Here is a 21519-nt window from a genome sequence, read left to right on the forward strand (position 1 = left end):
AGCTCATGAAAGTAATAAAATTAGTTATTTTAGGCCTTTTTTTATCTTTAATGCAAAATATATGGGCTCAGTCGTCGCCTATTCCTATGTTACAAGCTACAGCTGATCAGATTATTGCTACACTTAAGCAAAATAAACCCAATCTTAAGAAAGATCATACTATTATTTATCAAGCTGTAGAGCAACATTTAGTACCAAAAGTTGATGTAAATGGAATGGCACGTTCGGTTTTAGGACGTCAAGCATGGACTAAAGCTACACCTGCTGAACGTAATGAATTTGCTCAAGCTTTTACTCAACTTGTGATTCGTACTTATGCAAATCCATTAGCAGAATACACTAGTGAAACAATAAAATTCTTACCTGTTAAAGGTTCATTAGATAAACGTTTCATTAGAGTAAACAGTTTAATTGTTCGACCTAATGGCAATAATATTCCACTTAACTACAGTTTGGTTGCAAAAAATGGTGAATGGAAAATTTACGATTTAAGCGTTGAAGGAGTAAGTCTTTTACAAAGCTTCCGTTCACAATTTGCTCAAGCTTTGCAGTCATCAGATATACAAACGCTAATCAAAGAAATGCGTGAGCGTAGTAAAAAGGCAGCTTAAAAATGAATAGTTCTTCGTTTATACCAGGGCAAAATTTAACATTTTCAACAATTGAAAGTGAAAGGAAAAGGTTGCTAAATTATTGTCGTAGTAACGAAGAACAGATGTTATGTCTTAATCTTAAAAATGTTTCTTTATGCGATAGTGCCGGACTTGCTTTTTTGATTGATTTTAAAAGGCTGGCACGAAAATATAATAAACAGAGTAAAATAGAAGGTTTTACAGAAACCATTTTGGCGCTAGCAGAGTTTTATGGAGTAGATAAAATATTGATAACTAATGAGATAGATTAAAACATAATGGGTTGGGCTTTGGCTCAACCTACCGCTTCTATCAGGTTATTTATAGTATAATTTAGTACCTGTAGGTCGGGCCAAGGTCTAATAGCTAAGGTTCTAGCGCCTACATCCCGTGACTTGTCCACGTGATCCAAAATTCTAGTCTTTGACTAAGATGCTTGGCTCTCTCGGACGAGCCGAGGGATGTAGATTGAGTCAAAAAGCTTTAAGGCAGCGCCATTAGGCTAAGGCCCGACAAATAATCGAATTTTATTATTTATTTAGTTAGAAATAACTAATCGTTTTATTTAAATTTGAGCTCACCTATTTAAATCACAAAATTATTCTTTACTATTTTGCATAGTTGATTTAAGCAGAAACTGTACTTTACCAATTTTAAAGCATAAACTTGCTAATTTTTTTATAAATTAATCTCAAGTCTTTTATATTATTTGCCGATGCTCTTAAGCAGGAGCAGCAATAAAATGGACGAGTGCTATTTTTCTTGCTACTAAATTGGGCAGCTTCGGCTAATAAAAATAAGAATACCCTTAAGTGAGATGTTATGTTGACTAATGATGCCTTAGAAGAACAACTACGTAATATTAAAGATATCCATTATGCCAAAGTTGAAGGTGATGGTTACCATTACCAAATCACTGTAGTTTCAGATGCTTTTATAGATAAATCTCCTGTTATGCGACAACAATGGGTTTATGGAAAATTAAAAGAATATATTACTTCAGGGAAGCTTCATGCTTTAAGTATGAAAACCTGGACAAAAGAAGAATGGGAGAAAAAACGTGGATAAATTAATTATTAATGGTAACAAAGCTTTAAATGGTGAAGTTGTTATTTCAGGTGCTAAAAATTCAGCACTTCCCATTTTGGCTGCCACGTTATTGGCTACAGATAATGTAACAATTCGCAATGTACCTCAGCTTCGTGATGTCAATACCATGATAGCATTACTAAAGCAGTTAGGTGCGCAGGTAGTACTTGGTGAAGATATGAGTATCCAAGTAGATTCCAGTTACGTTGATAAAATGGTTGCACCCTATGAATTAGTCAAAACAATGCGTGCTTCTATTTTAGTGCTAGGTCCGCTCTTATCACGTTTTTGTAAAGCCGATGTTTCTTTACCTGGCGGATGTGCTATTGGCACAAGGCCAGTTGATTTACATTTAAAAGCATTAAAAGCAATGGGTGCTGATATTACTGTTAAGAATGGTTTTATTAAGGCACGCTGCAAAAAAGGGCGCTTACAAGGTAGACCTTTATTATTTGATACGGTGACTGTAACGGGTACAGAAAATATTATGATGGCAGCGGTACTAGCTGAGGGAAAAACGACAATAAAAAATGCAGCTCGTGAGCCTGAGATAGTAGATTTAGCAAATTTTTTGAACCAAATTGGTGCAAAAATAACTGGTGCTGGTACAGCTACAATTGAAATTGAGGGTGTTGAAGCACTAGGTGGTGGGGCATACTCGGTTATGCCTGATCGAATTGAAGCGGGAACCTATTTAGCTGCTGCTGCAATTACACGTGGTAAAGTTACTGTAAGGCGAGTTAAGCCAGAAAATTTATTATCTATGTTATGTAAATTTGAAGAAGCAGGTGCTGAATTAAACATGGGTGAAGATTGGATATGTTTAAACATGCATGGTTTTCGACCTCAATCAGTGAATATTACTACCGCACCTTATCCCGCGTTCCCTACCGATATGCAGGCACAATTTATGGCGTTAAATGCAGTAGCTGAAGGTGCTTCTTCCGTTACGGAAAACATTTTTGAAAATCGCTTTATGCATGTTCAAGAATTACAACGTATGGGTGCTCAAATACAACTTAATGGTAATACGGCCTTAATTAATGGAGTTGAACATTTAACAGGTGCGCCAGTTATGGCTACTGATCTGCGGGCTTCGGCAAGCCTTATCCTTGCAGCTTTAATTGCTGAAGGGGAGACGCAAATAGAGCGCGTTTATCATGTCGATAGAGGTTATGAACGTATTGAAGAGAAGTTATCATTGTTAGGTGCAGATATTAAACGCGAGTCAGACAGATGATTTTATGCTTACAGTTGGTTCAGTATATTCAAGAGTTATTAACTTGCTCCAATTTTAATGATTATGCGCCAAATGGTTTGCAGGTAGAAGGTAAGGAGGCAATATCATCTATTGCAACTGCCGTGACTGCCTCTGAGAGTGTAATTAATGAAGCTATTAATTTGCAGGTTGATGCATTGCTCGTTCATCATGGATTTTTTTGGCGTGGTGAAAAACCAACCATTACGGGAATGAAACGCGTAAGGATTGCTAAATTATTAAACCACGATATTAATTTATTAGCTTACCACCTACCACTAGATTGTCATTTGGAATTAGGCAATAACGCCTGTTTAGGTCAATTATTAGATTTGCAAGATTTAAAACAACATCGTATTGGAAATACACCAAATCTATTGTGGTCAGGTTCGTTTTCATTGAATAAAACTAGTGATGAAGTTCTATCATTATTAACTCAGCAATTAAAGCAAAAACCTATCCATATACCTGGCAATGATAAATCAATTAAGACAATTGCTTGGTGTAGTGGGGCAGCTCAAGATTTGATAGAGGAAGCGCATGCGCTAAAAGTAGATGCTTATCTAAGTGGCGAGATTTCAGAAAGAACTTTTTATCAGGCGAAAGAGTTAGGCATTCACTATTTTGCTTGTGGGCATCATGCAACTGAACGTTACGGTATTCAAGCTTTAGGACAACATCTTGCAGAAAAATTTAATTTAACACATCAATTTATTGATACAGAAAATTTTATCTAATACAAAGCAAAAACTTTAAGTTTTCTATAGTTAAGATCCAGAAAAGATATTCTGGATCTTTTAGTAGCAGTTTTAACTAGAAGCTTATTAAGTTATAAATTTTATTCCTTGTTCATCCTCTATAATCTCCTCTTGCTTATCTGAGACTTCTTCAATAGTAACTGTTTGTTTTTCTTTTAATTTATTCATTAATTCTTGTAAATGAGGTAACTCTTGCTCGGAAGGAACCGCCCATTTAATTTTAGCTTCTTCATCACCAATTTTTATAATAAATCCTTCTTCTGTATTGCTAATTATAATAGGCTTCTTTTCATAATCGGCTGCAGTAATTTTTTCAAATTCGGGTAATTCCATAACTTTTAATTCATTACCATTTAAGACGCGGTGGCCGTTTGTTAGTGTAAAACCTGTAGGAAGAGTGTTTGTTTTGCCGCTATAAGCGGTTGCAATTAACGTACATGCGCTACTAAGTAATTTCCAACTTACATCAAGCGACATTCCAATGCCCCATCCTATTCCATTACCTAATAAACGCATAGCAGAGCCTAAAAGATAGGCAAATGAGACACCAAAAAAAGTATCAAGCAATTTGCCTGCATAAGTTGGTGCAATTAGCAAAATACCCATACTCGATGTTGATCCCAACAGTAAAACTAAACCACTAGCAAAAACAGCTGTAAAAGCTTGCCGCATCGGTAATAGAGAATAAGATTTAGAAGTAAGGTCACCTAATAACCAGCCTACAGAAGTGCCTGCAGCTTGCAAAGGTAAACCAAATAAAGGCATAGTAACAGCTGTAATAGGATATTGTTTGCGCCAGTTTCGATCTGGACGGTTACATTCTTTATTAATAAAAAGATTAAATTTATTCCATTCTAAATCATTTATATAGTGACTCTTAGTGTTACTTACTGTGGCTGATAATAGACTATTAACTTTATTTAATGGTGTTGTAAATATGAAATTTTGGGCGGCCAATAAAGAACAGGCATAAGATTCGTCATCTACGAGATTGTTTTTATTTAAAGATAGTGCTTCATCTAATAATTGCACCAGTATCGCACTACTACCACTACGAATTGTATAAGTTTCATCAATTTGATTACGTATGTAAAAAGTGACAGCAACTAAAATTCTTAAGGCTAATAAATGTTCTTGAAGTTCTTCTGCAGTATGGAAATCTAAATTAGGCTTTAACTTATCGTTAAGTAGTGTTAACCAATTTTCGATAAAAGTTATTTGCTTTAGACGTGTCTTTATATCTTTTTTACCAAAAAATAATGATACTTTATAAGGATGTGGTGAAGACTCTAAATTTAACTTGGTTCGATTTTCATAATCTGTGCGAAGGGTTTGTAATTTTTTTAAAAAACTATCGGTAAGTACTAGGTGCATTTTTACCTCACGTCCGTTGTTGAGAAGTGGTCTTTAGTATATTAAGAGCGTTTGTTCAAAAAATGCAATAGACTTCTTTCTAAACGCTATTGCAGCAACCAATTGCTAAGTTGCGGCAGTGCTCAAATTTTCTTGTAATAATTCTTCCTTCAAATTTTAGCCAATATTTTGAAAAAATATGGCAAATGATATAGTAGAATTTCAATAAAAGTTCAAAAGGATGTATTTATTGAAAAAAATTGCTTATTTATTAAGAATTCCGCAGTGGAGCAAATCCGCCTTTGTTTTTTTAGGCGTAATTTATTCGGGATTAACATCTTATATAGTTTATGCTTTTTTAGCAGCTTTGGCTTTCTGCCTGTTATCCAGTGCTGTATATATTTATAACGACTTACAAGATCGCGAACATGATAGAATGCATCCGCAAAAATGTAGGCGGCCTTTAGCTAGTGGTGAAATTTCTTTAAATTGGGCACTAATTGTCCTATTTTTTTTACTATTTGTAGGATTATTTTTAGCTTGGCAGATATCCACTACGTTGGTGCTAATTTTAAGTTGCTACTTAGTTATTAATTTAGCTTATAACTATAGTTTAAAACAAATTCCTGTTTTAGATGTTATCTGTATAGCAAGTGGTTTTATGCTTCGTGTACTTGCAGGGACATTAGGTATTGGCCTGCCAATATCTTGGTGGTTAACTTCAACAGCTACCTTAATTAGTCTATTTATTGCTTTCTGTAAGCGAAGACTAGAAAAACAATTAATTGTACATGTTGACACAAGAGCCGTATTAAAAAAATATTCACAAGCTACCTTAGATGGTTTAATAATTTTAACCGCAGCTGGATCTTTTCTTTCTTATTTTCTTTATACAATACTCGCGCGCCAGGAATCTTTTTATTTTTTGTTAACTCTACCTTTTGCAGCAATTGGAATTTGGCGTTTTGCTTGGCTTTCTTCTAGGACTGTTTATGATGATGATCCTATTTCAGTTTTTATTCATGACCCGCTCTCCCGACTAAACCTATTAGTTTTTTTATCACTTACATGGGTGGCCTTGGCAAATGGGTAAAAAAACTTGGCTATTATTATTTTTAACAATTAGCTTTGCATACTTAATCGTCTTACAAATAACTACTATTTGGCCTTTTACGGTAGATGATATGTATATTAGCCTTCGTTATGCTAAGCATTTGGCAAACGGTCAAGGTTTATTATGGAATGTTAATGAGCCGCCCGTGGAGGGCTACTCTAATTTTAGCTTTGTAATGTTTGCAGTATTAGCGATTAAGCTTGGCCTAAATCCTGTGGTTACTCTTAAAATGATGGGTTTAGTAGGATTATTATGTGCAACTTGCAGTATATATTTACTCACTCGCCTATGGTTTTCGCCTCTTCTATCCTTACTTCCTTGTTTTGGAATGGTACTTTACCGTGGACAAATTATTTGGGCAGTTAGTGGTTTTGAGACAACAACTTACCAAGCCTTGCTCTATTTTTCTCTCTTTGCTTTACTCAGGGGGCTTGGTTATCAAAATTATCCTAAGATTAGAGCAAAAAGTAGTCAACTTGGTTTTATTATTAGTGGATTATTACTTGCTTTTGCTAGCTTAACTCGGCCAGAAGGGCCATTTTTTATAATATTATTTTATACTATTGCTTGGTTTGATAGCTTTCGAGACAGTAAGCCTTTTTTATTCTTAGGCCTTTTAGTTTTTTCTCTTATTTATATTCCTTATTTTGGTTGGCGTCTATACTATTTTGGCCAATTATTCCCTAATTCTATTCATTGTAAGGGCTTGGTAGCCTCCTATTTTGGACAACTTGATAAAAGCTATTTACAACTTGCCTGGCCATTTTTATTGTTAATTAGTCTAGCTATATGGAAGGCTAAAGATCGTCTTCATTATTACTTTTGGTTACCCAGTGTTACTTATTTATTACTTTTAATTAGTGCAGATCCCATTGTGGCTTTTGAAAATCGCCTATTTTTACCAGCGTTTATTTTACTTCTACCTCTAAGCTTAAAAGGAATAGGTATTATAGTTAATTATTTTCTTGAAAATGGAAGTCAAGATAACTATTTTCATTTTATTGTAATAATTATTGCTATTTGGATAGGATTTTTCTTTATCCCAGCTTTAAGTTTAAGTAATTTAGCCTATTTTACTATTAATCCACAAAGAGGGCAGTTATTACGAGAGCAAATATTGTATTGGCTTGAAAAGAATATACCACCTAAAAGTCAAGTTGTACTGGCTGATAGTGGGCTTATTCCTTATTATAGTTCTTTAAATTTTATTGATTCTTTTTGCTTAAATAATAAGGAAATGGCTAAAAACCCTGACAAAAATTCAGCTGAACAGGAATGTATGCGAATTATTAAGCAAAAGCCTAAGGTTATTATTGTCTCTTCATTAAGAGATAAAAAAAGTACTTATCCACCCGTAGATGCTTGTTTACTTAAATATATAAAATCAAGTAATAATTATGTTTTTAAAATAGCCTTTCAAACTGGTGCATCAAATGCTACATATTATTATGAAATTTATACTGCATTGCATTAAAGCTATAGTAAGGTAGAATTATTTATTATACCGCTTAAAGTGGCAATTCAAACTTCTAAGCAAATCATTCGTGAGGTAACTGATATTGATAGACAGTATGATAGGATTAAATAATCAATGCAGACACTAAAATTAGTTTTATGGAAACTTTATAAGAAATTGCCTGTAATTACTTTTGATATTTTAGCAATCCCTGTAGCTTGGTATTTATCTTATTGGTTACGGTATAATATGAATCCGTTGCCGAACCATTTCAAAAATGAACATTCTTTAGCAGCGCTTGCTATTTTATTAGTTTTTCAGATAGGTTGTTATTATTATTTTAAAGTTTATCGAGGCCTATGGCGTTTTTCATCTATTAATGATGTTATGCGGATTATTAAAGCCGTTACAGTAGCAATCATATTAACTTTGCCAGGTCTTTATTTAACTTCCATCTTGGGGCATATTCCACGCTCTGTATTACCTTTATATAGTATTATTTTAACGACGTTACTTTGTAGCGGCCGATTGTTTATGCGTACTTATCGGGAGCGACATAATCAAAATTTAGCACATAAGTGTGTTTACCGCGTTTTAATTATTGGTGCAGGTCATGCAGGTGAAGGTTTAGCACGAGACATGCGGCGAACAACCACCTATGCCCCGGTGGGTTTTGTAGATGATAATCTTAATAAACGTGGTATGGAAATTCATGGCATTAGAGTTTTAGGTTCTACTCGAGAGTTACCAGAGCTTGTATTAGAGCATGAGGTGAATTTAATTTTTATAGCTTTGCCATCAGCACGTTCAGCAGCAATGCGGCGAATTGTTAACCTTTGTGAAAAATGCAAAATTCCTTTCCGTACTCTTCCAAGTCTATCTGATTTAGCTTCAGGGTTAGTTAAGGTTAATGCCTTGCGTGAAGTTAATATTGAGGACTTATTAGGCCGAGATCAAGTACATCTAGATTGGAGTAAAATTGGGGCTGCTATCTATGATAAACCGATTGCTATTACTGGTGGTGGAGGGTCTATTGGGTCTGAATTGTGTCGCCAGATTATGAAGTTAAAGCCAAGCAAGCTGCTTATTATAGATAATTCAGAATTTAATTTATACACTATTGAGCGCGAGCTGAGAAATACTTATCCACATGCAGTCATCATGCCCGTATTAATTTCGGTAACGGATTATATGGGAATTAATTTTCATTTAAATAAATTTAAACCATATATTGTTTTTCATGCAGCAGCTTACAAGCATGTTCCAATGCTTGAAGATCAAATTCGAGTTGCTGTGCAAAATAATGTTTTAGGTACTCAAATTGTAGCTGAAGCTAGTGTTAATTCAGGAGCTAAAAAATTTATTTTAATATCTACTGATAAGGCTGTTAATCCAACTAATGTAATGGGTACCACAAAACGAGTTGCTGAAATCTATTGTCAAAATTTAAATGAACGTGTAGAAACCCAGTTTATAACTGTGCGATTTGGCAATGTTTTAGGTTCTACAGGAAGTGTAGTACCATTATTTCAAAAACAGTTACAAGAAGGTGGACCTCTAACGGTTACTCACCCTGATATTCAACGTTACTTTATGACCATTCCAGAAGCATGTCAACTTATCTTACAGGCAATGATTAATGGTTTTGGTAGTGAAATTTTTGTTTTAGATATGGGTGAATTAATAAACATTAGGTACTTAGCTGAACAAATAATTCGCTTAGCAGGCAAAGTACCCGGGCAAGATATTCAAATAAAATATATAGGCTTAAGGCCCGGTGAGAAATTATTTGAAGAATTATTTCATGAGTCAGAAGAATTGACGCAAACCGAACATGAAAAATTATTTAAAGCAAAATTTCGTAAACTTGATTGGAGTGAGTTAACTCATACACTTAGATTACTTGCAGATGCTTGCGAACAACATAATAATGATGAGTTACATATTTTGTTAAAAAGTTTAGTACCTGAATTTAAATCTCAATTGGATCCTGTCTTTTAGGTCATTAACTAGAAATTTTTAACTCATTATAAATATTGAGTTTGCGAAATTAATATACTAATCGTATCAAAATGGAAAAGTTGTAATAGATTAGGCGTTATCTTAAATCTTGATGAAAAGTTTGATTAGCGTGCAATTTAGACTCAAATGATACTTGAAAAACGCAATGTAGCATTTTACATAAGTTTTGAAGCGTAATTTTAGTTTAAACGGCATCAAAACCAGCTTTTCGGTGAGAAAGAGATGATCCCTTACAAGAAGTTTACTTGTAACTCAAGGAATATATCGCATGATAGATAGAGTTTATCAAATCTATTGGCAATTAAAAAAAATAGCTAAAATTACTTTACCCATCCTATTAATTATCAGCTGTTCAGATAATAAATCTCCACCTGCCCAGCCTAAACTAGAAGTGCAGGTTAGTAAAGTTAAAACATCTTACGTTCCTACTTATAAAGAATACATTGGAATTACTCGCTCAATAGCAAGTGTTGATATTCGTGCTCGTGTGCAAGGATTTTTAATTAAAATGAATTTTGTTGAAGGTGCAATGGTTAAGAAGAATCAATTATTATTTGTTATTGATCCACGCCCATTTGAAGCACAATTAAATTTAGCACAAGGTCAACTTTCACGGAGTATTGCAGATAAGGAATTTCAACAAATTCAATTCTTACGATTAAAAGATTTAGTGGCTAAAGGGGATGTAGCGAAAGCTAATTTTGATCAAGTTACAGCACAATATAGAGAGGCAACTGCTCAAGTAGAAATTCAAACAGCGCAGGTTGAACAAGCAAAAATTAATTTAAGTTATTGCTCAATGTATTCTCCTATCGATGGCATTATTAGTCATAAATATGTCGATGTTGGTAATCTAGTTGGTGGCGGTTCGAATACGTTATTAGCCAATGTAGTGCAACTTAATCCTATTTATGTGGAATTTAACCCAAGTACAACTGATTTTACTGAGTTTTTAAAATATCAGGCTAATATGCCTTTTAAAGTTGAAGTAACTTTGCCTAATGATAAAAAAACTCGTTTTTATGGAAAAGTTAATTTAGTTAACAATCAAGCAAATGTATCAACTTCCACAATTTTAATGCGAGCTATTATTGATAATCCTAAAAACCTTCTCTTACCAGGTATTTATGTTAATGTAAGATTAGCTCTTAGCGATAAAAGTCCTGCTATTTTAGTACCTATTGCTGCTGTATTACAAACTCAAGAAATGCGCTCTGTGTATGTTGTGACTTCCAATAATAAGGTCCAATCGCGTACTGTTACCATTTCAGGTCAACAAGGTGAAAATTATATTGTTACTTCAGGACTTAAAGAAGGAGATAGGCTTATTCTAGATGGCTTACAAAAGATTCAGCCTGGCATGGATGTTATACCGCATTTGGTTAGTAAATAGGGATAGAATAACATGGTTAAATTTTTTATATACCGCCCTATATTTGCCATGGTAATCGCAATTTTAATGGTATTAGTTGGCGGTATTTGTATTTTAATTTTACCGGTAGCTCAGTATCCTTCAATTGTTCCTCCTGTTGTTCAAGTGAGCGCACAGTATTTAGGTGCAGGGGCAGGGGTTGTTGCTGATACAGTAACAACGCCTTTGGAGACCAATATTAATGGTGTGGAAGGCATGATTTACATGACTTCCTCTAGTACAAATAATGGCAACTCCAATATCAATATTACTTTTAGAGTCGGTTATGATATTGATATTGCTGCAGTAGATGTTTTAAATGATGTCAACACTGCAACTCCCTTAATTCCTCAAACGGTAGGTAAATCTGGAATTACCATTAAAAAAGCCTCTACCAATATGGTCTTGGTCGTGAATTTACTAAGTAAAGATAATAGCCTTGATGAATTTTTTCTAAGTAATTATGCACAAATTCAAATAACTCCAGCTCTACAACGTGTATATGGTGTAGGGAATGTAACTAATTTTGGCTTATTAGAATATTCAATTCGAATTTGGTTAGATCCAGATAAATTAGCTAGTATGGGTATTTCACCGCAAGATGTTATTGAAGCTGTTGCAGAACAAAATCAGCAGGCAGCGGTTGGTGTAATAGGCCAGCCGCCTGTGCCTAAAAATACGCCTTTTCAATATCAACTTTCAACACTTGGTCAACTAAATGAAGTTAGTCAGTTTGAAGATATTATTGTTCGCGTTAATAGTAATAGCCAGATAGTGAGGATAAGAGATTTAGGTCGTGTAGAAATGGGCGCGCAAACCTACACTACAACGTCTAATTTTAGCGGTAAACCAACAGCTAGTATCGGTGTATATCAACTACCTGGATCAAATGCTATCCAAGTAGCAAATAATATTCGCCAGGTTATGCAAAATTTATCAAAAAATTTTCCACCCGGCATGACTTACACTATTGCCTACGATACTACTAATTTCGTGCGTGAATCCCTTAAAGAAGTTGTCAAAACATTATTGGAAGCTATTGTTTTAGTATTCATTGTAGTTTTTGTATTTCTTCAAAATTGGCGTACTACCTTAATTCCTTGTATTGCAATACCCGTATCATTAATTGGAACGTTTGCTCTATTAGAAATTTTTGGCTTTTCTATTAATACATTAAGCCTTTTAGGTCTCGTATTAGCTATTGGTTTAGTAGTAGATGATGCAATTGTAGTAGTTGAAAATGTTGAGAAAAAACTTGAGCAGAGCATTACAAATATTAAAGAAGCAACCCTTGCAGCAACCCAAGAAGTTCAAGGGCCTATTATTGCTACAACTTTAATTCTATTAGCAGTATTTGTTCCAGTAGCGTTTATTCCTGGAATGACAGGAAGTTTATATAATCAATTTGCTTTAACTATTGCTTTTTCTGTTGCCTTATCTGGTATAAATTCATTAACGTTAACGCCGGCATTATGTGGGCTTCTTTTAAAACAAAAAAAAGAAAATAAATTTTTTCTTCTTCGTTGGTTTGAAATAGGGTATGCAAAACTACTGTACTATTATCAGCTTGCTGTCAGATATTGTATTGGTCATAGTAAATTAGTATTAATTATTTTTGGTATTTTGGGTTTAGTAACCGCAATTGTTTTTTATCGCTTACCGACTTCATTTATTCCAGATGAGGATCAAGGGTATTTTATGGTTATTTTAAAAGGCCCAGATGGTTCTTCGCTTTATCGCACCGAGCAGACTATTAGCAAAGTGCAAGCTCTTTTGGGTAAGACACCAGGTATAGCTAGTAGCATAGCTGTGAATGGCTATAACGTGATTGATTCAATTAATGAGCCAGATTCAGCAGTGATATTTGTTATTTTAAAACCTTGGGAGGAGCGCAAAACGGCAGAATTAAGTGCATTTGGTATTATGGCAAAGTTACAAAAACAATTTAATAATATCAACGAAGCAATGATTTTTACAGCGAATGCACCAGCTATTCCCGGCTTAGGTTCAGTAAGCGGCTTTCAATTAGAAGTTGAAGATAGAAGTTATCAAGGTGTAGAGTTCTTAGCTAAAGCAGTTGATAAAATGGTAGCTGAAGCAAATAAAAGGCCAGAGCTTAAGTCACTTTTTTCTAATTTAAATACTAAAGTACCGCAATTTTACTTAGACATAGATAGAACTAAAGCTAAAGCGCTTGATGTTTCAATCTCAAGTTTACTTATTACTCTACAAACTTATTTAGGTGCCTATTACGTCAATACATTCACCAAATACGGACAAACTTATCGAGTTCAAATTCAGGCAGAAGGAACTGCACGTGAAGAAACTGCTGATATCACCAAATTATATGTGAAAAGTAATAAAGGTAATATGGTGCCTTTATCAAGCCTAGTTAAAGTGAAACTAATTAATGGCCCTTTTAATATTCCTCATTATAATCTCTACAATGCAGCAATGATTACTGGCAGTCCTGCTCCAGGATATAGTTCAGGTCAAGCGCTAGCTGCAATAGAAGATGTAGCAAATAAGGTTCTACCAACAGGCATTAATTATGAATGGACTGGTATTACCTATCAACAATTACAAGCGGGTAATTTGGCAGCACTTATTTTTATACTTTGCCTCGTGTTTGTGTTTCTTTTTTTAGCAGCACTTTATGAAAGTTGGTCCATGCCATTTATGATTTTACTTGCAGTACCTTTAGCATTACTTGGCGCAGGTCTTGCCTTAATGATAAGGTCTTTAGCACTTGATGTTTATGCTCAAATTGGTTTGGTTTTGTTAATTGGCCTTGCTGCTAAAAATGCTATTTTAATTGTTGAGTTTGCTAAAGATAAACACGAAGCGGGTGCAAGTATTGTAGAAGCTGCTCTAGAGGCAGCTCGCTTGCGTTTAAGACCCATTTTAATGACTGCTTTTGCTTTTATATTAGGCGTTTTACCTCTAACAGTTGCTACAGGTGCTGGTGCGGCTAGTCGTCATTCAATAGGAACAACTGTTTTAGGCGGCATGCTAGTTGCCACTATTCTAAGCCTTTTAGTTGTGCCTGTGTTTTATGTAGTAATCGAAAGAATACGTGAGCGCCGACATAAAAGAAAAAGTGCTTCCACGCGGGAGTTATTATAGAGCGGTAATGAATTTCTTACTGATAGGTAAGTTGGGCTAAGCTTTAAGAGCGGAGCAGGCAGAGGCGCATTTGAGTTTTATTTGAAATCGCCGAAACCCTCTTTGCGCCTCGGGCCAGAAGCCCTTATCTAACAACATTCCAAAAAGTGCTCAAATCCACCTCTGCTTTAGGCATGAAAAGGCTTAAAATTAAGTGCGGCTGCAAGGATTGCTTAGGCTAATAACTCTTGTTGACTAAGAGCCTGCCCAAACCTCACAAATACTTAATTTTTATCAGGAAAAATATCCTTAAATTGAATATGTTGATTACGCTCCATGATTTCTGGCCTGCGCTTATGAAAGCCACCTAATTTATAGATTAAAATAGGAACAACAAAACTAGCAACTCCCATGACAAAGGCTATTTTGTAAGTAGGATCTTTGTTCATACATAAAAAGATTAAACACGCAACCATTAATAAGATGGCAACTATTCCTGTATAAGGAGAGCCAGGTGTTTTATATTGCAGATCATCTGTTGTATAACCCGCCTTGTAGAGACGACGACGAAAATTAATTTGTGCCCAACATAAAGAAATCCAGGCTGTAGCACCGGTAAAGCCTGAAACTAAGAGCAAAGCAATATATAAAATTGATTGCCCAAAAAAATAACTTGTGGCGAGTAAAATCCAAATTGAAATTAAAGTCACTATTCCTGCATTTTGCGGAACAAAATTACGATTTAATTTACTAAGCGGGTGGGGCGCCATACCATTTCGAGCTAGGGCATTTAAAGAACGTACAATTCCATAAACGCCCGAATTTGAACAAGATAGTGCAGCAGTAAGCGTTACGAAACTTGTAGCGGCACCTGCCCAATGTAGACCATAGAAATTAAGTGCATCAGCGAATACAGAATTATCTAAACTTGCTTGGCGCCAGGGAAAGATTAAAACTAAACAAAAAACAGGAATGATATAGATAAAGAGGATTCGATAAGTTACATTGCGTATAGCCCTAGGAATCATCCGCGCCGGATCAATAGATTCACCAGCAGCAAGACCAATAATTTCTGAACCTTGATAATTAACTAATAAAAGTACCATTGCCGTTAGCAAGGCAAAAATACCATTGGGAAATAAGCCACCTTGGTCAAAAATAAATTTACCACCAATAATAGTATTAGGTTGAGGGCCATGAATAATACCTAAGAAAATTAACATGGCTAAAAAGACAAAAGCTAGAAGAGCAAAAATTTTAATTACAGCTAGCCAAAACTCTATTTCACCAAAAGTACCTACTTTAGCAATATTGACATAGGTAATTATTAAGCCAAAACAAACGGCCCAAAGATAACCATTTATTCCGGTAAAATGCTCCATAATAATACCGCCGGCAATACACTCTGCCGGAATATAAGCTACCCAACTTATCCAGTAAGACCAACCAACTCCGCACGCAATGGCTGGTGAAATAAATTCAGCTGTATAGGTTATAAATGAACCGGAAATAGGAATAGCTACTGCTAATTCGCCCATGCAGAGCATGGTTAAGTAGATAATTAATCCACCTAAAATATAGGCAATAAAAACTGATGGCCCTACCTGATTAATGACCGCACCAGTGCCTAAAAAATAGCCTGAGCCGATTATTCCACCCAAGGCAATTAATTGTACATGTCGGTCTTTCAAGCCGCGCTTGTAGCCGCCATCATTAAGTGGTTTTTTAATAGATATGTCTTGTTCAATCACTAACTGTATAATCTCTGAATTGTTGGGGTTCAAATTGTACAATAATTATCAAAATTGTCCACATTTTCCTGAAGTACGGCTTTAAAAGGTGATTTTTATAAGAAAAATCTCAAGAACGCAAGATTTATTTAAATTATTTAAATGATGGTTTACTGAAGTTGTTGTAAAAGGGCTTATTAATATACTAGAAGGTAGATTTTTAATTAGATTGCAAAGCTTAAAATATTTAAGAGTGGCGGAGAGAGAGGGATTCGAACCCTCGATACGTTTTACCGTATACACACTTTCCAGGCGTGCGCCTTCGACCGCTCGGCCACCTCTCCTTTGCCGCAAAGAATAGCCGGTTAGTTATTTAAAATCAATCCCGTATGTATATAAAGGTTTATTTATAAAATTTTTATAAGCTAAAATAAGCTACTTAATGACTTTTAGTTTATACTTACTTTAAAAGTTCTAGAAAGATTATAGTTATGAAAAAACGAATTTTTTTTGGATTAGGTGGTCTTATATTTTCTAGTCAGCTATTCGCTTTTCAGTGTTATTTTACATTAGTAAAGGATTCTTGCTGGACTGATTATGCGGTTACTGTAAAAGTATTGGATGCTTTAAATAATGATAATAATCTATTAACAATTACAGTACCTAAAGGTCAAGCATGGGGTAGATTGCCGTTTACATGCCAACCAAACCAAAAATTACTTTATCAGGCCTCTTTTGAACCTTCTATTTGGGAAAATCAAAAAGGTGAGGTTTATAATGCTATAAATTACTGGACTTTACCACCTGCAATTAAAACAGGTCAATCAGCTTGGGAAATACCAGTTTGCTATCCTAGAGCATTTTCAGAAGTACCACTTCCTCCACAAGCGACAAATAATTGTACATGTGATTTTAAAAATATTCCGCCTATACCGCCTAAAAAACTTGATTAACCTTATTACAAACTCCTTAGAATAATTCATAGCTTTATCAAGAGGAGTTATGTATTATTTTGCTATTTTATTATTACCTAGGATAATGCTTGCTAACATTAAGACAGCAAATTGGCCAAATGCTTATTATGGGCTTTAATGGACTAACCATAGATTCAGACAGTTCTGTCGTCAAATGGCTAACAGGCGATGGCTTAGGTGGTGTTATATTATTTGATAAGGATGTTGCCAATAACACTTTACAAAAAAATTTAGTAAGTATTAAACAGATTATCAAATTAACAGAGCAACTTAAATACTATGCAAGTTATAATAGTATAGATAGTGAATTACCCTTGTTTATCGGCATTGATTATGAAGGGGGCGCGGTTGATAGGTTAAAAAATGTTGTTAATTGTCCATTAACTAGTGCGCCTGAGCAAATGGCTAAATTGCCACAGCAACATTTTATCGAGCAAGCTAGGCAAATGGCTTCTATTTTGCAACATTTAGGGTTTAATTTAAATTTTGCGCCGTTAGTGGATTTAAATCTTAAAAAAGATGAAGGAATTATAGGTAAGTTAGGGCGATGTTTTTCTGCTGATCCTAAAATTGTTGTTAACTATGCAAAGTTATTTGTTAATGTTTTTGCTAACTATGCTATTACTTGCTGTTATAAACATTTTCCAGGTCATGGTAGCGCAGTAGGAGATACGCACAAAAATTTTGTCGATGTAACCGATACATTTCAAGAAGAAGAACTTTATCCTTATTCAGTGCTTGCTACCCAACCTTTACCAGTAATGGTCATGACTGCTCATGTTATTAATCGACATTTAGATCCGAGTGGGCTCCCAGCGACCTTATCAAAGCTTATACTTACGGGTTTATTGCGTGAAAAATTTGGTTTTAAAGGCGTTATTATTAGTGACGATCTACAAATGCATGCTATTAGTCAATATTATTCTCTTGAAGAAAGACTTTGTCTCACAATAAATGCTGGTGCTGATATGCTTATTTTTGCTAATCAGTTAGGTAGCCATGATGCAGTAGAAATTATTGATATTATTGAACGTTTAGTAATTGAAAAAGCTATTCCATTAGCAAGAATTACCGAATCTTACCATCGAATTAAACATTTAAAACAAGCTAAATTAGTTACAGTTTAAAAATTACGCTTGATCTCAATTTTAATTATGTTAAAATATGGGCTTAATGTTCAAATTTAAGCCAAGAAGGTTTCTATGGATAAATTTAATTTAATGACAAACTATTTTGCTTGCACACCTGCTTACTGTTGTTGTTGCTGTTGTTGCTGCTGCTAAATTTTAAGTCATTAATTAATTTATTAACTATTATAGGTAATCTTCATGTGTGCTCAAAATCAAACTCAAAGACATAGTTTTTGGTTAAGTCCCCTTTTTTTATATTCATTAGCGATAATTTTAGGTTTGTTAAGTGGTTGGTCAGGTAATCCTGAGTTAAAAGCAGCTGGTTTATTTATTTCTGATGTTTTTATTCGCATATTTAAATGCATTAGTCTGCCAATTATCGCTTTATCTATTATTGTAACTTTATCTAATTATCGCACTGATGGCTCTATGCGTTCTGTGTGGCGGCGTGCGATGACCTACACTTTAGGAACCACGTTAGTTGCTGCAGCAATAAGTTGTTTACTATATATCTTAATTAAACCGGGTTTAGTGGAATCTCTTACTCAGCAAAGCTTAACAAATGATAGCAATCAGATGAGTTATCTGGGTTATGTTAGTCATTTGATTCCTTCAACCATTTTTGCTCCCTTTTTAGAACAGCAAGTGTTAGGTGTACTTTTGCTAGGAATTATTTTTGGCATTGCTATTCGCTTTATTCCTGAACCTGACTCGCGCCAAGCCATCACTGCTTTCTTTAAAGGTGCGCATAGTATGTTTATGGTCATTACAAGTTGGATAATTAAAGTTATTCCACTTGGGCTTTATGGATTTATAACAACTACGATTTTTCAGTTACGTGACGGCATGTCTATTAAAGGAATTGGCGAATACTTAGTCATTATTTTATTAGCTAATTTAATTCAAGGATTTATTGTTTTACCACTGTGGTTAAAATTACAAGGTATAAAGCCTTTTACTGCAATGCGCGGGATGTTGCCTGCCTTGTCAGTTGCTTTTTTCTCAAAGTCATCGGTGGGTACTTTGCCTGTCACTATGAGTACAGCGGAGCAAAATTTAAATGTTAAGCCTGAGGTTAGTCGGTTTGTCTTACCTTTATGCACAAGTTTAAATATGAATGGTTGTGCTGCTTTTATTTTTGCAACGGTTATTTATCTTATGCAAAATCATGGCATAGTCATCTCCATTCCAACTATGGCACTTTGGGTTGTAATTGCCACGGTGGCAGCGATAGGCAATGCTGGTGTGCCTATGGGTTGTTTTTTCTTAAGTGCAAGTTTACTGGCAAGTATGAATGTACCTATTACATTAATGGGTATCATTTTGCCTTTTTATACTTTAATAGATATGTTAGAAACGGCATTAAATGTCTGGTCTGACTCCTGTGTTGCTAAAGTTGTCGATGAGAAATTGCGAATAGCTGATGTAAATACAGGTATTGCTAAAGAAGCTAATTTAAAATTAAAAGTTATTTAATTTATCATCGTACTTTTTAGTAACCATAATTGAAATTATAAAAACTGCTAAGGTTAAAGTATTATCTATAAATATTAGACATCCTCGGAAACTATTGTTAATACGACTTTATATTGTAAATAGCAATGTAGTTAGATAGCTGATAGTTTCCTGAGATTTAATAAAAAGTAATTATTAACAAAAATCACTGCTTTACACTTAGGATATTTTCTCACTTGTACTTTGAAAAGCTTATAAGATAAAATTAAGGACAATTTGATTTTGTATTAAGCCAAGGCGTGAAATTGTGAAACACCTCTTTTTAAATACAGTAACAAAACGCTGTATAATAGGGATATTTCAAGGAACCATACTCTATTTTCTATTTACAGTAAGTCAAAATAAAATTCAATGGCCAGCTAGCGAGCCTTTTATTTTTTTACCAATGCTCATGGTTACAGTTTTTGTTCCGCTGCTTATTATTCAAGGTATTGCTAGCATACGTTTTAAAACTATTATTATTGCAAATCTTTTAATCGCTCTAACTATCGTAGGAATTGCTGATTATGCTATTTATAGGCAGGTGCTAACAAATCATAATCAGGTATCATTGGTGAGCATTGTTTTTTTACCGAAGTTATTTTTTCTCACTAGTATTGCTTTGTTTATTACTCAAGCATTGACCTTAAGTGGTGAGCAAGAGCGTCGCTTTATAGCAACTTATCCTACTTATTTTAATATAGCGTGGAAGTTAGGTGTACAAGTTCTATTTACCCTAGCTTTTGTAGGTTTCTTTTGGATATTACTTTTTTTAGGGAGCGCTTTATTTAATTTAATTCATTTAACCTTTTTCCAAAATATAATCACGAATACTTATTTTATTTTTACCGCCACAACGCTTATTTTAGCAATCGCGCTACATATTACAGATATAAATGTGCGAGTTATCCATGGAATTCGGGCGCTTTGTTTAACTTTATTATCTTGGTTTTTGCCCCTTGTTGCAGTTATTGCGAGCTTATTTTTATTAAGTCTCTTTTTTACAGGGCTGGCGCCATTGTGGCAAACAGGCCATGCTGGTGCTTTATTACTTTTAGCAGCGGTTATATTAATTCTTCTTATTAATGCAGTTTATCGAGAAGGTATTTATGAACAATCGTTATTCTCTAGACAATATTGGGCAGCTATATTGTCTTGTTATTTGTTAGTTCCACTTATAGGCTTAGCTATTTATGCGTTGTATTTACGGATACAGCAATATGGCTTATCGGTTGAACGCATTTATGCAGTTGCGTGCATGGTAATTGGTACCTCTTATGCAATTAGTTATGCATTAGCAGCCATGCTTCCTAAAAAAAGATTTATATTATTTACTTATGGCAATATAGCGACAGCGTTTTTAATTCTTATTATTCTTCTAGCTTTAAATACACCCCTTGTTGATCCAGCACGTCTTTTTGTAGCTAATCAATTATTTCGCTTACAATCAGGAAAAGTTACACCAGAGAAATTTGATTTTGCGGCCTTGCAATCTAAAGGCTTACGCTTTGGCCAACAAGCATTACAAAAATTACAAACTACTACTGGGCAAGGTACACAATACTTGCAGGCTAAAGCTAAAGAAACAACCACCTCTCTTATTGTGCATACATCAAAGGGTAAACTACCATCCTCTTTTCTTAGCCAACATTGGTCATCTATGGATGGTTCAATAACTATTCCCTTTTGTTTAAGGGGAATGGGTAAATGTGACGCTTGGCAAGTAGAAGATTTACAAAAAAATTCGCTTATCATAGTATTAGAAAACTCTACCTTCACTGGGTTTAAAAAAAATAGGAGTAATCAATGGACAGCCATAGGTCATTGGCTAATTCCTTACCAATGTAGTGAGCAAATACGTAAAGCAGCAATTGCCGGAAAATTTAAACTCGTGTCACCTCCGATAACTAATCAAGATATAGAAATTATGGGAAGGCGTATGAGTTTTACTCAAAAAATTGAAAAGTTTAATTGCAGTTAACATAGATTAATT

The 21519-nt window shown here is 34.5% G+C and carries 16 protein-coding genes and 1 tRNA gene; 14 read left to right on the forward strand and 3 right to left on the reverse strand.

All coding sequences use genetic code 11. The features are described 5' to 3' along the window. Window positions 1-5 precede the first annotated feature (5 nt). From ACNVED_RS06205 to ACNVED_RS06225, 5 genes are all read left to right on the forward strand, one after another. Window positions 6-611, forward strand: a complete 606-nt coding sequence (locus ACNVED_RS06205; RefSeq protein WP_419420888.1) for an MlaC/ttg2D family ABC transporter substrate-binding protein — start codon at window positions 6-8, stop codon at window positions 609-611. Between the two features lie 2 nt (window positions 612-613). Next, window positions 614-904 carry an STAS domain-containing protein gene (locus ACNVED_RS06210; protein WP_419420889.1) on the forward strand — a complete coding sequence of 97 codons (291 nt, stop codon included), beginning with the start codon at window positions 614-616 and terminating at the stop codon, window positions 902-904. A gap of 550 nt (window positions 905-1454) precedes the next feature. Beyond that, the gene (locus tag ACNVED_RS06215) at window positions 1455-1700 is read left to right on the forward strand and encodes a BolA family protein (RefSeq protein ID WP_419420890.1); all 246 of its coding nucleotides are present in this window, start codon (window positions 1455-1457) and stop codon (window positions 1698-1700) included. After that, complete coding sequence (gene murA, locus ACNVED_RS06220) at window positions 1693-2961, forward strand: UDP-N-acetylglucosamine 1-carboxyvinyltransferase (protein WP_419420891.1); 1269 nt, start codon at window positions 1693-1695, stop codon at window positions 2959-2961. Before ACNVED_RS06215 ends, murA begins: the two co-directional genes overlap by 8 nt. Beyond that, window positions 2958-3716 (forward strand): Nif3-like dinuclear metal center hexameric protein, encoded by a 759-nt coding sequence (locus ACNVED_RS06225; protein ID WP_419420892.1) that lies wholly within the window; start codon window positions 2958-2960, stop codon window positions 3714-3716. The genes murA and ACNVED_RS06225 overlap by 4 nt, the downstream gene beginning before the upstream one ends. A gap of 87 nt (window positions 3717-3803) precedes the next feature. Here the strand turns inward: ACNVED_RS06225 and ACNVED_RS06230 are convergent, their stop codons facing one another. Continuing rightward, window positions 3804-5111, reverse strand: coding sequence for a hypothetical protein (locus ACNVED_RS06230; protein ID WP_419420893.1), 1308 nt, complete (start codon window positions 5109-5111; stop codon window positions 3804-3806). Between the two features lie 220 nt (window positions 5112-5331). On the opposite strand from ACNVED_RS06230, the gene ACNVED_RS06235 reads away from it, so the two are divergent. The 5 genes from ACNVED_RS06235 to ACNVED_RS06255 all read left to right on the forward strand — a co-directional run bounded on the left by ACNVED_RS06235 (window position 5332) and on the right by ACNVED_RS06255 (window position 14219). Beyond that, the gene (locus ACNVED_RS06235) at window positions 5332-6183 is read left to right on the forward strand and encodes a decaprenyl-phosphate phosphoribosyltransferase (RefSeq protein ID WP_419420894.1); all 852 of its coding nucleotides are present in this window, start codon (window positions 5332-5334) and stop codon (window positions 6181-6183) included. Continuing rightward, the gene (locus tag ACNVED_RS06240) at window positions 6176-7678 is read left to right on the forward strand and encodes a protein LphB (RefSeq protein WP_419420895.1); all 1503 of its coding nucleotides are present in this window, start codon (window positions 6176-6178) and stop codon (window positions 7676-7678) included. Before ACNVED_RS06235 ends, ACNVED_RS06240 begins: the two co-directional genes overlap by 8 nt. 117 nt (window positions 7679-7795) lie before the next feature. Continuing rightward, the gene (locus ACNVED_RS06245; RefSeq protein ID WP_419420896.1) at window positions 7796-9661 is read left to right on the forward strand and encodes a polysaccharide biosynthesis protein; all 1866 of its coding nucleotides are present in this window, start codon (window positions 7796-7798) and stop codon (window positions 9659-9661) included. Between the two features lie 289 nt (window positions 9662-9950). Beyond that, complete coding sequence (locus tag ACNVED_RS06250; RefSeq protein WP_419420897.1) at window positions 9951-11075, forward strand: efflux RND transporter periplasmic adaptor subunit; 1125 nt, start codon at window positions 9951-9953, stop codon at window positions 11073-11075. A gap of 12 nt (window positions 11076-11087) precedes the next feature. After that, window positions 11088-14219 (forward strand): efflux RND transporter permease subunit, encoded by a 3132-nt coding sequence (locus ACNVED_RS06255; RefSeq protein ID WP_419420898.1) that lies wholly within the window; start codon window positions 11088-11090, stop codon window positions 14217-14219. A gap of 263 nt (window positions 14220-14482) precedes the next feature. Here the strand turns inward: ACNVED_RS06255 and ACNVED_RS06260 are convergent, their stop codons facing one another. Continuing rightward, on the reverse strand, window positions 14483-15949 hold the full coding sequence (locus ACNVED_RS06260; RefSeq protein ID WP_419420899.1) for an amino acid permease: 1467 nt from the start codon (window positions 15947-15949) through the stop codon (window positions 14483-14485). A gap of 233 nt (window positions 15950-16182) precedes the next feature. Next, window positions 16183-16272: transfer RNA gene (locus tag ACNVED_RS06265), tRNA-Ser, on the reverse strand. Between the two features lie 147 nt (window positions 16273-16419). On the opposite strand from ACNVED_RS06265, the gene ACNVED_RS06270 reads away from it, so the two are divergent. The 4 genes from ACNVED_RS06270 (at window position 16420) to ACNVED_RS06285 (ending at window position 21507) form a co-directional block, all read left to right on the forward strand. Continuing rightward, a complete protein-coding gene (locus ACNVED_RS06270) occupies window positions 16420-16881 on the forward strand; it encodes a hypothetical protein (RefSeq protein WP_419420900.1) in 462 nt (153 codons plus the stop codon). 89 nt (window positions 16882-16970) lie between these two features. Continuing rightward, a complete protein-coding gene (locus ACNVED_RS06275; protein WP_419420901.1) occupies window positions 16971-18029 on the forward strand; it encodes a glycoside hydrolase family 3 N-terminal domain-containing protein in 1059 nt (352 codons plus the stop codon). A 201-nt stretch (window positions 18030-18230) separates the two neighbouring features. Next, window positions 18231-19508: a dicarboxylate/amino acid:cation symporter gene (locus tag ACNVED_RS06280; RefSeq protein ID WP_419420902.1), complete on the forward strand. Its 1278-nt coding sequence runs from the start codon at window positions 18231-18233 to the stop codon at window positions 19506-19508. A gap of 286 nt (window positions 19509-19794) precedes the next feature. Next, window positions 19795-21507: a DUF4153 domain-containing protein gene (locus tag ACNVED_RS06285; RefSeq protein ID WP_419420903.1), complete on the forward strand. Its 1713-nt coding sequence runs from the start codon at window positions 19795-19797 to the stop codon at window positions 21505-21507. Window positions 21508-21519: the final 12 nt, after the last annotated feature.

The organism is Legionella sp. D16C41 (genome assembly GCF_048541585.1).
In the GTDB taxonomy this organism is placed as follows: domain Bacteria; phylum Pseudomonadota; class Gammaproteobacteria; order Legionellales; family Legionellaceae; genus Legionella_C.

Excerpts from the sequence above, each read along its gene's own strand:
- ACNVED_RS06210 (WP_419420889.1), top strand. The coding sequence starts at position 614 with ATGAATAGTTCTTCGTTTATACCAGGGCAAAATTTAACATTTTCAACA.
- ACNVED_RS06240 (WP_419420895.1), top strand. The coding sequence starts at position 6,176 with ATGGGTAAAAAAACTTGGCTATTATTATTTTTAACAATTAGCTTTGCA.
- ACNVED_RS06205 (WP_419420888.1), top strand. The coding sequence starts at position 6 with ATGAAAGTAATAAAATTAGTTATTTTAGGCCTTTTTTTATCTTTAATG.
- ACNVED_RS06230 (WP_419420893.1), bottom strand. The coding sequence starts at position 5,111 with ATGCACCTAGTACTTACCGATAGTTTTTTAAAAAAATTACAAACCCTT.
- ACNVED_RS06280 (WP_419420902.1), top strand. The coding sequence starts at position 18,231 with ATGTGTGCTCAAAATCAAACTCAAAGACATAGTTTTTGGTTAAGTCCC.
- ACNVED_RS06225 (WP_419420892.1), top strand. The coding sequence starts at position 2,958 with ATGATTTTATGCTTACAGTTGGTTCAGTATATTCAAGAGTTATTAACT.
- ACNVED_RS06245 (WP_419420896.1), top strand. The coding sequence starts at position 7,796 with ATGCAGACACTAAAATTAGTTTTATGGAAACTTTATAAGAAATTGCCT.
- ACNVED_RS06235 (WP_419420894.1), top strand. The coding sequence starts at position 5,332 with ATGTATTTATTGAAAAAAATTGCTTATTTATTAAGAATTCCGCAGTGG.
- ACNVED_RS06270 (WP_419420900.1), top strand. The coding sequence starts at position 16,420 with ATGAAAAAACGAATTTTTTTTGGATTAGGTGGTCTTATATTTTCTAGT.
- ACNVED_RS06215 (WP_419420890.1), top strand. The coding sequence starts at position 1,455 with ATGTTGACTAATGATGCCTTAGAAGAACAACTACGTAATATTAAAGAT.
- ACNVED_RS06250 (WP_419420897.1), top strand. The coding sequence starts at position 9,951 with ATGATAGATAGAGTTTATCAAATCTATTGGCAATTAAAAAAAATAGCT.
- ACNVED_RS06255 (WP_419420898.1), top strand. The coding sequence starts at position 11,088 with ATGGTTAAATTTTTTATATACCGCCCTATATTTGCCATGGTAATCGCA.